Annotated in this window: 11 protein-coding genes; 8 read left to right on the top strand and 3 right to left on the bottom strand. The window is 42.7% G+C overall.

Annotated features, from left to right (window positions below):
* Positions 1–82: 82 nt before the first annotated feature.
* Both E0H87_RS08495 and E0H87_RS08490 read right to left on the bottom strand, forming a co-directional pair.
* On the bottom strand, positions 83–214 hold the full coding sequence (locus tag E0H87_RS08495) for a preprotein translocase subunit YajC (RefSeq protein WP_131323182.1): 132 nt from the start codon (positions 212–214) through the stop codon (positions 83–85).
* Positions 215–295: 81 nt separating this feature from the next.
* On the bottom strand, positions 296–3,127 hold the full coding sequence (locus E0H87_RS08490; RefSeq protein WP_131323181.1) for a ribonucleoside-diphosphate reductase subunit alpha: 2,832 nt from the start codon (positions 3,125–3,127) through the stop codon (positions 296–298).
* Positions 3,128–3,714: 587 nt separating this feature from the next.
* On the opposite strand from E0H87_RS08490, the gene bfmR reads away from it, so the two are divergent.
* Both bfmR and bfmS read left to right on the top strand, forming a co-directional pair.
* Positions 3,715–4,431, top strand: coding sequence for a response regulator transcription factor BfmR (bfmR, locus tag E0H87_RS08485; protein ID WP_016166031.1), 717 nt, complete (start codon positions 3,715–3,717; stop codon positions 4,429–4,431).
* 34 nt (positions 4,432–4,465) lie between these two features.
* Positions 4,466–6,124, top strand: a complete 1,659-nt coding sequence (gene bfmS, locus E0H87_RS08480; RefSeq protein ID WP_131323180.1) for a sensor histidine kinase BfmS — start codon at positions 4,466–4,468, stop codon at positions 6,122–6,124.
* A gap of 88 nt (positions 6,125–6,212) precedes the next feature.
* Here bfmS and E0H87_RS08475 read toward each other — a convergent pair whose 3' ends face one another.
* Positions 6,213–6,569, bottom strand: a complete 357-nt coding sequence (locus tag E0H87_RS08475) for a hypothetical protein (protein ID WP_131323179.1) — start codon at positions 6,567–6,569, stop codon at positions 6,213–6,215.
* Between the two features lie 529 nt (positions 6,570–7,098).
* Here E0H87_RS08475 and ndhC point away from each other — a divergent pair.
* The 6 genes from ndhC (at position 7,099) to nuoG (ending at position 14,747) form a co-directional block, all read left to right on the top strand.
* Complete coding sequence (gene ndhC, locus E0H87_RS08470) at positions 7,099–7,647, top strand: NADH-quinone oxidoreductase subunit A (RefSeq protein ID WP_131323178.1); 549 nt, start codon at positions 7,099–7,101, stop codon at positions 7,645–7,647.
* Positions 7,648–7,653: 6 nt separating this feature from the next.
* Positions 7,654–8,331, top strand: coding sequence for a NuoB/complex I 20 kDa subunit family protein (locus E0H87_RS08465; RefSeq protein WP_016166027.1), 678 nt, complete (start codon positions 7,654–7,656; stop codon positions 8,329–8,331).
* 87 nt (positions 8,332–8,418) lie between these two features.
* Positions 8,419–10,206, top strand: a complete 1,788-nt coding sequence (gene nuoC / locus E0H87_RS08460) for an NADH-quinone oxidoreductase subunit C/D (protein WP_131323177.1) — start codon at positions 8,419–8,421, stop codon at positions 10,204–10,206.
* A gap of 13 nt (positions 10,207–10,219) precedes the next feature.
* Positions 10,220–10,729, top strand: a complete 510-nt coding sequence (nuoE, locus tag E0H87_RS08455) for an NADH-quinone oxidoreductase subunit NuoE (protein ID WP_016166025.1) — start codon at positions 10,220–10,222, stop codon at positions 10,727–10,729.
* Positions 10,726–12,054, top strand: coding sequence for an NADH-quinone oxidoreductase subunit NuoF (nuoF, locus tag E0H87_RS08450; RefSeq protein ID WP_131323176.1), 1,329 nt, complete (start codon positions 10,726–10,728; stop codon positions 12,052–12,054). Before nuoE ends, nuoF begins: the two co-directional genes overlap by 4 nt.
* 11 nt (positions 12,055–12,065) lie before the next feature.
* A complete protein-coding gene (gene nuoG, locus E0H87_RS08445) occupies positions 12,066–14,747 on the top strand; it encodes an NADH-quinone oxidoreductase subunit NuoG (protein WP_131323175.1) in 2,682 nt (893 codons plus the stop codon).

Here is a 14,747-nt window from a genome sequence, read left to right as displayed (position 1 = left end):
TGTCTTACTATACGCTTAATTTGTGAAAGCAAAATTAAGTTTTGCCAATCATTGCTCTAAAACTGTGCATAGAACGAGATTCTCACGACTTATTTTGCTTACGCTTTTGATTGCGAATGGCAACAAATGCGTAGACCATTGGCACGTAAAAGAAAACAAAAGAAAAGACCAAAACCGTGAGTCCTAACATGTAGTTATGGGTCATATGGAGCATGGTCTTTTCCTTTATTTATATTTTAATCTCCCTAAAACCCTCTTTGAAAAGAGGGGCGGGGAGGATTTGAAACTCGTCAGATTACTGACAAGCCTCGCAATCTGGATTGTCAATTGAACATGCCATTGGCACTGGAGCTGCTTGACCGAAGCCTTCATCTTCAGCTACAGGGGTTGCAACTGGCTTTTCTTCGGCGACAGCTGCAACAGGCGCTGCAACTGTCGTTGCTTTAACCGCATTTAATGCACCTGTGTTAATGGTCGATTTCTCAGCAGAAGTTGCACCTAATGCACGGAGGTAATAAGTCGTTTTTAAACCACGTAACCATGCCATCTTATAGGTGATGTCAAGTTTTTTACCATTTGCACCAGCAATGTAAAGATTCAGCGATTGCGCTTGGTCAATCCATTTTTGACGACGTGATGCAGCATCTACAATCCAGCGTGGCTCAACTTCAAACGCTGTTGCAAAAATTGCTTTTAACTCTTCTGGGATACGTGAAATCTTTTGAACTGAACCTTCGAAGTGTTTCAGATCATTCACCATCACAGAGTCCCACAGACCACGGTCTTTCAACGCACGTACAAGGTACGGGTTGATTACTGTGAATTCACCAGAAAGGTTAGATTTCACATATAAGTTTTGGAATGTCGGTTCAATTGATTGTGATACGCCACAAATGTTAGAGATGGTTGCAGTAGGTGCAATTGCCATAACATTTGAGTTGCGCATACCGTCTTTTTGAACTTTGGCACGTAAAGTGTCCCAGTCCAAACGTTGAGTACGGTCAACTTCAAACATACGCTCAGGACGTGTTTTAGCGACAAGGTCAAGCGAGTCAATCGGTAGGATACCTTGATCCCAAAGTGAACCTTTAAATGTCTCGTAAGTACCACGTTCAACAGCCAAATCACTTGATGTTGAAATTGCGTAGTAGCTAATCACTTCCATCGATTCATCAGCAAAATCGACTGCAGCATCAGAACCATACGCCATGCCCATTTCATATAAAGCATCTTGGAAGCCCATGATACCCATACCGACAGGGCGGTGCTTTAAGTTCGAATTGCGAGCTTGTGGAACAGCGTAGTAGTTAATGTCGATTACGTTATCGAGCATACGAACCGCAGTTTTCACGGTACGAGCAAGCTTTTCACGATCTAACACACCACCTTGAACGTGTTGTACAAGGTTGATCGAACCTAAGTTACATACCGCAATTTCATCTTTGCTTGTGTTCAAAGTAATTTCTGTACACAAGTTAGAAGAGTGAACTACACCCACATGTTGTTGTGGTGAACGTAAGTTACATACGTCTTTGAAAGTGATCCACGGGTGACCTGTTTCAAACAACATTGACAGCATTTTACGCCACAAATCTTTTGCACGGATTTTCTTGTGCAACATATTTGTTTCTTTCGCAATCGCTTCATAGTGTGCATAACGCTCTGCGAATTCTGCACCCATTAAATCGTGTAGATCTGGTGTTTCAGACGGCGTGAACAGTGTCCATTCAGCATCTTCAAATACACGTTGCATAAACAAGTCAGGAACCCAGTTTGCTGTGTTCATGTCATGTGTACGGCGACGGTCATCACCCGTATTTTTACGTAGTTCTAGGAATTCTTCGATGTCCAAGTGCCAAGTTTCAAGGTATGCACACACGGCACCTTTACGCTTACCACCTTGGTTAACTGCAACAGCGGTATCGTTCGCTACTTTAAGGAATGGAACAACACCTTGTGATTTACCGTTTGTACCTTTGATATACGAGTTCAAGGCACGAACAGGAGTCCAGTCATTCCCTAAACCGCCAGCCCATTTAGACAACATTGCGTTATCACGCATCGCGCCATAAATGTCATACAAGTCATCATCAATTGTGGTTAAGTAGCAGCTTGATAACTGTGGACGCAGCGTACCTGAGTTAAATAACGTCGGAGTAGACGCCATGTAATCGAAGCTCGACAATAAGTTATAGAACTCGATTGCACGTTCTTCACGGTTTTCTTCGTTAAGTGCAAGACCCATCGAAACACGCATGAAGAATAATTGTGGTAATTCGAAACGTACGCCATCTGAATGGATGAAGTAACGATCAAATAAAGTTTGTAGACCTAAGTAAGTGAATTGGTTTGAGCGTTCTGGTTGAATCGCTGCTGCCAATTTTGCAAGGTCAAAGTTAAGAAGTTCTGGTGAAAGTAGCTCTAGCTCAATCCCTTTTTTAAGGAAAGTTTCTAAAGCGTCGCCTTCAACGGTGTCTTCAGACAAACCAAGGAAGCTTAAACCAGTTGCAACCAATTCATCACGAAGTAGACGAGCGGTTACGTAGGTATAGTTTGGTTCTTGTTCAATACGGGTACGGGTTGCCATCATCATCGTAGTTGAGATGTCTGACTCTTTTACACCGTTATAAAGGTTTTTAATGGTTTCATCGATAATGGCTTGCGCATCAATACCTTCTAAACCTTCCGCTGCTTTGTTGACTTTGGCTTGGAGCGCGCTTAAGTCTAATGGCTTAAGTTGACCGTCTTGTGCAGTGATTTGCAAGGTTGGGTGATGGTGTGCACCTGTTTGCTGACGAGCAGATGTACGTTGTTCACGATAAATCACATAGGCACGCGCAACTTTCTGTTCGCCAGTACGCATGAGTGCCAATTCCACTTGGTCTTGGATTTCTTCAATATGAATTGTACCGCCAGAAGGTAAACGACGGTTAAAGGTATTCATTACCATTTCAGTAAGTTGTGAAATGCGGTCATGAATACGGCTAGAGTCGGCACTTTGTTGTCCTTCTACCGCTAAAAAGGCTTTACCAATTGCGACAGAAATTTTTTCGGCATCAAAAGCAGCAACATCACCAGTTCGTTTAATCACCTGAAGTTGCCCAGGGGTGGATGTGATTACGCTCATGTCAGCATAGCTCCATTGTCATCTATTGTTATGTTTATGGACCATTTGAACTGGGCAAAAAGTGTGCCACAGTGTTTGAGGAATAAACACAAGACTTAGTGGTTTAAAATTGAATTGAACACAAGATACGGGAAAATTGAGGGTAGATCAATATTGACATTTTACTAAAAATTTTTCTGATTTCTGTCAAAAAAAATTAGCTCAAATTTCCCTATTTTTATGCTTATGGTTTAAGCCTTATTAGACAAGGGTATAGCATAGCAAAGCTCTATTTATCTGCTTATAGATAACCTTGTGGATAAGTAAAAAAGAATAAAACTGATCAGACAGTTTATGATCAATTGTTTGTTTTGGTTGATAATTGTTCATTTTGTAATAAGATGTGTTGAATTAAGCCGAAAAAATTACAAACTGAAAAAGCCAATTAATTCAACGATTAAAAAATATTACAAAAAGCTACTTAGATGTATCAGTTTGGTGAATAGCATCTTGTTTACAATGTAAACGTGTGTATATTGCAAAATTATATTACGTCGTATCTGTCGGATTTTTAAAAGATACGCTTCATCCTATTGAAGGGGCAGTTTATGAGCCAAGAAGAAAAGTTACCGAAAATTTTAATTGTAGAAGATGATGAGCGTCTTGCGCGTTTAACCCAAGAATACTTAATCCGTAATGGATTGGAAGTTGGGGTAGAGCCAGATGGTAATCGTGCCATTCGTCGTATTATTGCTGAGCAACCAGATTTAGTGGTGCTTGATGTCATGTTACCTGGTGCAGATGGTTTAACCATTTGTCGTGAAGTACGTCCGCATTATCATCAACCAATTTTAATGCTTACCGCCCGTACTGAAGATATGGATCAGGTGCTTGGCTTAGAGATGGGTGCGGATGATTACGTCGCTAAACCCGTTCAACCTCGTGTTTTGCTAGCGCGTATTCGTGCATTATTGCGTCGTACAGACAAAGCGCCTGAAGATGAAGTAGCACAACGCATCGAATTTGATGATTTAGTGATTGATAATGGTGGTCGCTCTGTAACTCTAAATGGAGAGTTGGTCGATTTTACCAGCGCCGAGTACGACTTACTTTGGTTGTTGGCTTCAAATGCAGGACGTATTTTGTCACGCGAAGATATTTTTGAGCGTCTACGTGGCATTGAATACGATGGTCAAGACCGTTCAATTGACGTGCGTATTTCGCGTATTCGTCCAAAAATTGGTGATGATCCGGAAAATCCGAAACGAATTAAGACTGTGCGTAGTAAAGGCTATCTTTTTGTTAAAGAAACCAACGGAATGTAATTGACATCTCTATTGATTCACACAGGACATTTTCGTGTTTAAACACAGTATATTCTTGCGCATCTATGCAGGTCTGGTTGTGCTGGTTGCAATCGTGGCACTGTTTGCTTATTTGCTCGTGCAAATTATTAATTACCAGCGTGCGCAAGAATATCGTGAGTCTTTAACTGATGGTATTTCATTTATTATCAGTGAGGGGATTGCGCGTCAGCAGACAGTACAACAAAAGGTAGACTGGATTTCTGATGCTTCAGATTTGTTAGAATTGCCTATTTATTATGTCGATGCTAACAAGGTTGACCTTTCGAGAGCTGAACAAAAACGTATTAGTCAGCAAAAAGCTGCTGTGCGTTATGATGCGCAAAACTCAATTGCTTATATTATTATTGGCTTAAAAAACGACACCAATCATTATCTATACGTAAAGGTAGATAAAATTGGTGAACGTCAAATGAAAGCACTACCGATTTTTATTCTGGATTATCTGGTGTATTACCCTGGGCAGGAAAAAGAATATCTAGAAAAAATTCAGAAGCATTTTTCCTATCCAATTGAAATTGAGAAAGTACAAAATCTTCCTTTAGATTCAGAGCAAATTGGGCGTTTACGCTTAGATCATAGCATTATCTTATATCGTGATAGTGCTACAGTGCGCGGCACAACCATTTCGATTGTTTCTCCTATTCCAAGTACGCCAACAGAAGTGTTGGTATTGGGGCCAGTGCCTTTGTTTAACTGGATGCCATTCCAGTTGGCAGCAGGGATTACCTTGCTGAGCTTGTTTGTCTTGAGCTTGGGGGTTTATGGTCTAATTTTGCCAATGCAACGTAAGATTCGTGAAGTGAACTATGCATTAAATCGCATGAAATCGGGCGATTTGAGCTTACGTTTGCCGATTGATGGTACCGATGAAATGGCAAGCTTGGCGTCAAGCTATAACAGCATGTCGGACCATATTCAGCGTTTGATTGAAGCCCAGCGAGAGTTAATGCGTGCGGTATCACATGAACTCAGAACACCCGTAGCGCGTATTCGATTTGCCATGGAAATGCTGGCGGAGGAAGACGATTACGAATATCGCATACAGCAAGTCGAGATGATTGATAAAGATATTGAGGCACTAAATACCTTAATTGATGAAATTATGACCTATGCCAAGTTAGAGCAGGGCACGCCTTCGCTCGATTTTGAAAAAATTGTGTTAGCGGAAGTGCTTGAGCAAGTTGCTACAGAAACTGAAGCATTGAAAACCCAAAAAGAAATTATTGTAGATGCGCCTTTGCCAAGTGTTATTGCAGATGCAGAGCGCCGCTATTTACATCGTGTGGTGCAAAACTTGGTTGGAAATGCGGTACGTTACTGTGATCATAAGATTGTGATCAGTGGCGGTATTACAGATGCGGGCATGGCTTATGTTTGCGTTGAAGACGATGGTCCGGGTATTCCTGAAGAAGATCGTAAACGCATTTTTGAGGCTTTTGCACGTTTAGATGATAGCCGTACTCGTGCTTCAGGTGGCTATGGTTTAGGGCTTTCCATTGTAAGTCGGATTGCTTATTGGTTTGGCGGACGAATTGAGGTTGATGCGAGTCCAACCTTAAAAGGTGCAAGATTCACCATGAGTTGGCCTGCAAAGCGTTTCGCGAAGAGTAATAAAAAGAAATTAGGATCTAAAGAGAATTTGGATAATTAAGGTTTGATCTTTTTTAATTTTTGATTAGCCCAGTATTGCTCTTGATGGGAGTTTAGCTGGGCTTTTATCTACTTCTATCTATCGTGTTTTAATCCAAAATACTGGCATCAGGTTCGATAATTTGTTTGCCGCTTTTTAGGCTTTCTAGAGCTTCCTGATTGAAATCAACCAATAATGAATTGTTCACGGTATCAATCGAATGACCTGTAATTAATTTTTGGTCACCATTTAGCGTTTCCACTTTATAGTCATCTACAATGTTGAATATTCCGTCTAAATTGGTGGTGGTTGAAGCACGATCTTGTCGGAATAACTCATAGATATCACGCAGATCAAATATTGCATTGTCTGCATCAGGATGCTTTGCAATATAATTTTCAATATGGCGAATCAGCAGTTGTGCAAACAAGTAATAATTGGGTTTATGAGTGAATTCTAGATTCATGTGTTTGCTCCTTATTATTTGTTTTACATGATGATATAGGAATACCATAATCATGATCTTTGCGTAATTTAGTCGTGTAGCAGTGTTGTAAATAAAAGAAAGCATTATTTAAAAATAATCCCGAAATCATGAGGGTTTTTACCCCAAACTTGTATTGCTTGTAGATTGTCTGAATACGAAGTTCGTGGATTTATTGTGTTGTAAAAATTTGCTGCTCAATGGGATAAATAAAGGATTTCAGCAATTAAGCTTTGTGCAGAAATCCGCATTAAATGAAAGCCATGTTGAAAAAAATGATGGAATTTTATTTTTTTATTCAATAAAGCGATAGTAGGGTGGGTTTCAGTGTTTTATGCGTGGAAATATAGAAAAAAGCTCAAAAAATCATCCAAAAGACTAAGACCTATAAACTAGCAAGTGAAATCATAAATCAGGTACAATTGGCGGGATTAATTTTGTGTTTGGTGTATTTGAAGGCCAATACATACATTCTTTGTTAATAAATAGGCCTGCCAGGAGTTATCCCCGCATGAGTGCCATTACTCCATACGAATGGGCAATTATTGCCTTCGTGATCGGCGTTACATTTCTTTGTGCTTTTATGCTCACAGTTCCATTACTCCTTGGGGGTAAGTCATGGGGCCGTGCTAAACAAGAGCAGTTTGAGTCAGGCGTAGTGGGTGCAGGTGGTGCACGTATTCGCTTGTCTGCTAAGTTCTATTTGGTTGCTATTTTCTTCGTGGTTTTTGACTTAGAAGCGCTTTATCTTTACGCATGGTCTACCTCTGTACGTGAAGTAGGCTGGTTAGGTTTTACAACTGTCGTAATTTTTGTGGTCGATTTATTGATTGCTTTAGTTTATGCAGTTTCGGTTGGTGCATTAAATTGGGCACCTACGGATCGTCGTAAAGCTGCCGGTAAAGTGATTAAAATTGGTTCTCCAAATATGAACATTGCTGACATTACACGTTTTAACTCTATTGAAGAATTGGTAACAGACCCTACGGGTCATATTCCAGCTCAATCATCTGGTCGTGTGAAAGCAACATCACCGACTGTCTCATCTGATAAGGAGTAACTCGGGATGAAATATACCTTAACCCGTGCGAATCCGAATGCTGATCAATATCCACTTCAGGAGCGTCAGATCGTTACCGATCCGCTTGAAGAAGAAGTGAATAAGAATGTGTTCATGACTCGTTTAGAAGACGTGTTACACACAGCAGTAAACTGGGGACGTAAGAACTCAGTTTGGCCGTTTAACTTTGGTACATCTTGCTGTTACGTAGAGTATGCAACAACCTTAACTGGCGTGCATGACTTGTCACGTTTCGGTGCTGAGGTTATTCGTGCTTCACCGCGTCAGGCGGATTTGATGATTGTAGCAGGCACATGCTTTGTAAAAATGGCGCCTGTTATTCAACGTTTGTATGAGCAAATGTTAGAGCCTAAATGGGTGATTTCAATGGGTGCTTGTGCAAACTCAGGTGGTATGTATGACATCTACTCTGTAGTGCAAGGTGTCGATAAAATTATTCCTGTCGATGTGTACATCCCAGGTTGCCCACCTCGTCCAGAAGCATTAATCCAAGCGTTAATGTTGCTACAGGACCAAATTCAATTAGAGCGCCGTCCACTATCTGCCGTGATTGGTGATGATCTTCAGCCAGTATATAAGCCAAAGATGATGCCAGAACGCGATCGTAAGAATGCACAGCGTATTGCAGTGAAAAACTTACGCTCTATGGATGAAATTAAATAATTTTAACGATGAATGTTTGATGCACCCGAGATGGGTGTAATTGTCGTTAAGGTTGACTGAATTTGTATTAAATAGGAAGCCAAGCCAATGGCTGAAACTGACATTGCTATGCCAGAATCAACAGCAGTTGATTCACGCCCAGCATTTGCAATTATAGAAGAGCTCAAAACCAAATTTGGTGAGAACTTTTATGTGCAAACGACTCGTGAAGATTTTCCAACGGTCTGGGTTGAGCGCGCACGCGTACAAGAAGTTTTAATGTTCTTGCGTACAGTGTCACGTCCTTACGTGATGCTGTTTGACTTATCTGCGGTAGATGAGCGTTTACGTACTCACCGTGACAGTTTGCCTACGTCTGACTTTACAGTGTTCTACCACTTATTGTCATTAGAGCGCAATACGGATATTCGTATTAAAGTTGCATTGAATGAGAGTGATCTCAACATTCCAACTGCGACCAATATCTGGCCAAATGCAAACTGGTACGAGCGTGAAGCTTACGATATGTTCGGCATTAATTTCGAAGGGCATCCAATGCTCCGTCGTATTTTGTTGCCAACTTATTGGGAAGGTCACCCGCTACGTAAGGAATATTCTGCACGTGCTACGGAATATACCCCGTATATGCAGAACCAAGCGAAGCAGGACTTCGAACAAGAGCATTTACGTTTTGTCCCTGAAGATTGGGGTCTAAAACGTGGAAATGCTGACGAAGACTTCATGTTCCTAAACTTAGGTCCAAACCATCCATCTGCGCACGGTGCATTCCGTGTGATCTTGCAGTTAGACGGTGAAGAAGTGAAAGACTGTGTGCCTGATATCGGTTATCACCACCGTGGTGTGGAAAAGATGGCTGAACGTCAAACTTGGCATTCATTCATTCCGTATACTGACCGTGTCGACTACTTAGGTGGTTGTGCGCAAAACATGCCATATGTGATGGGTGTTGAGCAGCTTGCAGGTATTACAGTTCCTGATCGTGCGCAATGTATCCGTGTCATGATGTCTGAATTGTTCCGTATCAATAACCACTTGTTGTATATCGGTACTGCAATTCAGGATGCGGGTGGTATGACCCCTGTATTCTATATGTTCGCTGACCGTCAAAAGATCTATGACGCAATTGAAGCGATCACTGGATACCGTATGCACCCAGCGTGGTTCCGTATCGGTGGTACGGCACATGACCTTCCAAACAACTGGCAGCACCTGATTCGTGAAATCCTCGAATGGATGCCAAAACGTTTGAAGGAATACCACACAGCAGCGCTTAAAAACTCTGTATTTGAAGGTCGTACCCGTAATGTTGCGCAATACGATGCAAAATCTGCATTGGCTTGGGGTGTAACAGGTACAGGTCTGCGTGCAACAGGGATTGACTTTGATGTACGTAAATACCGTCCATACAGTGGTTATGAAAACTATGATTTCGAAGTTCCAGTCGAGTACGAAGGCGATGCGTATGCACGTGTTATCGTTCACTACCGTGAAATCGAACAATCATTGAAAATCATCAAACAGTGCTTGGATAACATGCCATCTGGTCCATATAAAGCGGATCACCCATTGGCTGTTCCACCACCAAAAGACAAGACTTTACAAGACATTGAAACCTTAATTACGCACTTCTTGAGCGTATCGTGGGGTCCTGTAATGCCTGCTGGTGAAGCCTCTGTTATGGCTGAAGTGGTGAAAGGTGCAAGTAACTACTATTTGACTTCTGATAAGTCGACGATGAGTTATCGTACCCGTATTCGTACACCAACTTTCACCCATTTACAGCAAATGCCTTCAGTGATTAACGGCAGTCTGGTATCTGACTTGATCATTTATTTAGCGACAATTGACGTCGTAATGGCTGATGTGGATCGTTAAGGGGTAACGCATTATGATGATTTTGACTGATAAAAAGCCACGTGTGAACGTTGAAGGGATTTTGACTGCGGAAGAAATCCACGATATCGAACATCACATTGATCACTACCCATACCCACGTGCAGCCTGTCTTGATGCGCTGAAGTGTGTACAACGCCGTAATGGTTGGGTAGATGATGCGCAAATGAATGCGATTGCTCAAATGCTGAGCATGAGCGTTGCTGACCTTGAAGGTGTCGCAACCTTCTATAACCGTATCTACCGTCAACCTGTAGGTCGTCACGTAATTTTGCTTTGTGATTCGATTGCGTGCTTCTTAATGGGTGCGGAAACTTTGGCAGAAGCATTTCAGCGTGAACTTGGTATCCAGTTTGGTCAAACGACAGCAGATGGTCGTTTTACCTTGCTACCAATTTGCTGTTTAGGTAACTGTGATAAAGGTCCGACGCTGATGATTGATGAAGACACGCACGGTCTGGTTGAAGTGACCTCAGTGAAACAGTTATTGGAGAAGTATGTATGAATACCGAACCAAAACCAATTTATGGCGACGGTAACCCAGAAACTCATCCATTAACTTGGCGCTTGAGTAAACAAGAGTTTGTACGTAGTGCCGATGACTACGAAGCACTTGAAGGTTATGCGGGCTTTAAAAAAGCTTTGACTATGCCACCAAAAGACGTGCTTGAAGTTATTAAAGCTGCAACCGTTAAAGGTCGTGGTGGTGCAGGCTTCCCAGCAGGGATTAAATGGTCGTTGATGGCACCAAATGATGGTGGTCCACGCTATTTAATCTGTAATGCCGATGAGATGGAACCAGGTACTTTTAAAGATCGCTTGTTGATGGAAAAACTTCCTCATCAATTGATTGAAGGGATGTTGATCGCGGGTTATACCCTTGAAGCAACACATGGTTATATCTTTATCCGTGGTGAGTACATTGAAGCTGCTGCTTACTTAAATGAAGCATTAGAGCAAATCCGTGCCAAAGGTTACTTGGGTGAAAACATCCTTGGAACTGGCTGGAACTTCGAAATGCACGTGCATACGGGTGCGGGTCGTTATATCTGTGGTGAAGAAACTGCATTGATTAACTCGCTAGAAGGCCGTCGTGCAAACCCACGTACTAAACCACCATTCCCACAAGTTGCGGGTGCTTGGGGTCGTCCTACGATTGTCAACAACGTAGAGACCTACAACAACTTACCTGCAATTATGCTGCGTGGTCCTGAGTGGTACATCAATTTATCTGCGGGTAAATCGAAAGATCCAGGCACCAAGATTTATGGCGCTTCAGGTAAGGTTAAATTCCCTGGGTTATGGGAACTTCCATTTGGTACGACTGCACGTGAAGTGATTGAAGACCATGCAGGCGGTATGCGTGATGGTTTAACACTTAAAGCATGGTTACCAGGTGGTGCATCAACTGACTTCTTGGCAGCGGAACACATTGATCTTCCAATGGATGCTGAAAGCATCATGAAAGCAGGTTCACGTTTAGGTACGTGTTTGCTCATGGTGGTGGATGAAACACAATGTATGGTTTCAGCGACACGTAACTTAGAAGAATTCTTTGCACGTGAGTCATGTGGTTTCTGTACGCCTTGTCGTGATGGTTTACCGTGGGCGGTGAAAGCACTAAAAGCCTTGGAAGATGGCACAGGCAAGAAAGAAGATATCGATCACTTACAAGAATTGACGCGTAAGCTTTGGATTGGTAAGACTTTCTGTGCACATGCTCCAGGTGCAATGGAACCGTTGATGGGCGCACTCAAATATTTCCGTGGCGAATTTGAAGCAAAAGTAGTGAATGCTGCTGCGCAAACTCGCAACGTAGAACAAGCTTAAGGAATTCGACTATGGCTACAATTCATGTCGATGGCAAATCGTACGAAGTCAATGGCTCAGAGAACTTGCTACAAGCATGTTTGTCTTTGGGTATTGATATTCCGTACTTTTGTTGGCATCCATCCTTAGGTTCTGTCGGTTCTTGCCGTCAATGTGCTGTGACTCAATATGCGAATCCGGAAGATACTCGCGGCCGCTTAGTGATGTCATGCATGACGCCTGCATCTGACAATACCTACATCTCGATTGAAGACAAAGAAGCGACTGATTTCCGTGCTTCTATTGTTGAGTTCTTGATGACTAACCACCCACACGACTGTCCAGTTTGTGAAGAAGGTGGTCACTGTCATTTACAGGATATGACTGTAATGACGCAACACGACCGTCGTCGTTACCGTTTCACTAAACGTACGCACTACAACCAAGAGCTTGGCTCATTCATTTCGCATGAAATGAACCGTTGTATCGCATGCTACCGTTGTGTTCGTTACTATAAAGACTATGCAGGCGGTACGGATTTTGGCGTGTATGCCAATGCATCGCGTGTTTACTTTGGTCGTCCAGAATCTGGGACTTTGGAATCTGAATTCTCGGGTAACTTGACTGAAGTCTGTCCTACAGGTGTATTTACCGATAAGACTCACTCTGAACGCTACAACCGTAAGTGGGACATGCAGTATGCGCCAAGCGTATGCCAAGGCTGTTCTTCAGGTTGTAACATTTCACCAGGTGAACGTTATGGTGAATTACGTCGTGTAGAAAACCGTTTCAACGGTGAAGTGAACCAATACTTCTTGTGTGACAAAGGTCGTTTCGGTACGGGTTATGTAAACCGTGCAGATCGTCCACGTCAACCGCAATTCCGTGACGGAGCAGAAGCAACTCCAGTTTCTGTTGATCAAGCATTAGATACCGTGATTGCAAATATCCAAGGCAAAAAAGTATTGGGTATTGGTTCACCACGTGCATCGCTTGAGTCGAACTACGCACTACGTGAGTTGGTGGGTCAAGACAACTATTCAACGGGTATGTCTCAAAAAGAGCAAAACTTGGTTGAATTGGCGGCTTCAATTATGCAAACCGAGGGTGTTTACAACCCGAACATGCGCGAAATTGAAAGTTACGATGCGGTCCTGATTTTGGGTGAAGATTTAACTCAAACAGCACCTCGTATGGCATTGTCTGTTCGTCAAGCATCGAAAAACAAAGCTAAAGAAATGGCGGCAGAACGCCGTACGCAAGATTGGTTGGCAGAGCCTGTGCAACGTATTGCACAAGATGCGAAATCACCAATTTATATCTTGGCAGCAACTCAAACGCGTTTAGCTGATGTTGCGACAGGTGAAGTAGTTGCTTCTCCAAACGATATTGCGCGTTTAGGTTTTGCGATTGCTGCGGCAGTGAAAGGCGATGCAATTCTTGGTTTGGCCGATGATGCGAAAGCATTTGCGCAAACGATTGCGGACACTTTAAAAGCGGCGAAGAAACCTTTAGTGATTTCGGGTACGAGCTTACAAGATCCTGCGATTATGGAAGCTGCTGCACAAGTTGCACAGAATCTGGGCAATGCAGGCTTAACCTTGACTGTTCCAGAAGTGAACTCAATGGGCTTAGCAATTCTTGGTGGTCAAAGCCTAGAGCAAGTTTTTGCACAAGACTATGACACCGTGATTGTGGTTGAAAACGATCTTTACCGTCGTTTACCTACAGCTCAGGTCGACGCAGCACTTGCAAAAGCAAAAGATGTGGTCGTACTTGATCACTCTGAAACTGCGACCGTTGCGAAAGCATCGATTGTACTTTCTGCTGCAAGCTTCGCTGAAGGTGATGGTACTGTCGTGAGTCAAGAAGGCCGTGCACAACGTTTCTACCAAGTGTATGACCCAAGTTACTACAAGCCTGAATATGCAATTAAAGAATCTTGGCGCTGGTTACATGCCATTGAAACAGGTGTGAAAGGTAAAGCGATTTCTTGGACCTTGCTTGATGATGTAATTGAAACAGTTGCGAAAAATGTTCCAGCATTACAAGCGATTCAAGATGTTGCACCTGATGCAGGCTTCCGTGTACATGGTTTGAAAATTGCACGTGAACCACGCCGTTATTCAGGTCGTACTGCGATTCGTGCACCGTTATCGATTCACGAGCCAAAACAACCGACGGACATTGACTCAGCATTAACTTTCTCGATGGAAGGTTATGTGGGGACACAAACTCCATCTGCACTTGTGCCATTTGCATGGTCAGCAGGTTGGAACTCTCCACAAGCATGGAATAAATTCCAAGACAATGTGGGCGGCCATTTAAAAGGCGGTGATTCGGGTGTGCGTTTATTCGATCGCTTACCGAAACGTCCAGCACGTAGCTATGTTGCACCTTCAGCGGTTGTTGTTAACCCTGAAAGCTTCCGCCTTGTGCCGATGCATCACATTTTTGCTTCCAGTGAATTCACGGTGAAAACACCTGCGATGCAATCTCGTATTCCTGAAGCAATGTTTGCGGTAGGTGAACAAGATGCAGCACGTTTGAATGTTCAAAATGGGCAGCAAATTACGGTGAAAGCAGGCGAAACCAGCATTAGCTTGCCAGTTCAAGTCATTGAATATTTACCAGCAGGTTATATCGGTTATCCAATTGGTCTTGCACCGACTGTTTCTTTAGCAGAACCAGTTTCAGTCGCGGTAGGAGTGTAA

The sequence above is a fragment of the Acinetobacter sp. ANC 4178 genome, from assembly GCF_004331175.1.
Taxonomy (GTDB): Bacteria; Pseudomonadota; Gammaproteobacteria; order Pseudomonadales; family Moraxellaceae; genus Acinetobacter.
This window is presented reverse-complemented; position numbering and strand designations above follow the sequence as displayed.

Coding starts and splice junctions, on each gene's coding strand:
- E0H87_RS08490 (WP_131323181.1), bottom strand. CDS start 3,127: ATGAGCGTAATCACATCCACCCCTGGGCAACTTCAGGTGATTAAACGA.
- ndhC (WP_131323178.1), top strand. CDS start 7,099: ATGAGTGCCATTACTCCATACGAATGGGCAATTATTGCCTTCGTGATC.
- nuoC (WP_131323177.1), top strand. CDS start 8,419: ATGGCTGAAACTGACATTGCTATGCCAGAATCAACAGCAGTTGATTCA.
- bfmR (WP_016166031.1), top strand. CDS start 3,715: ATGAGCCAAGAAGAAAAGTTACCGAAAATTTTAATTGTAGAAGATGAT.
- E0H87_RS08465 (WP_016166027.1), top strand. CDS start 7,654: ATGAAATATACCTTAACCCGTGCGAATCCGAATGCTGATCAATATCCA.
- nuoF (WP_131323176.1), top strand. CDS start 10,726: ATGAATACCGAACCAAAACCAATTTATGGCGACGGTAACCCAGAAACT.
- E0H87_RS08475 (WP_131323179.1), bottom strand. CDS start 6,569: ATGAATCTAGAATTCACTCATAAACCCAATTATTACTTGTTTGCACAA.
- E0H87_RS08495 (WP_131323182.1), bottom strand. CDS start 214: ATGCTCCATATGACCCATAACTACATGTTAGGACTCACGGTTTTGGTC.
- nuoG (WP_131323175.1), top strand. CDS start 12,066: ATGGCTACAATTCATGTCGATGGCAAATCGTACGAAGTCAATGGCTCA.
- nuoE (WP_016166025.1), top strand. CDS start 10,220: ATGATGATTTTGACTGATAAAAAGCCACGTGTGAACGTTGAAGGGATT.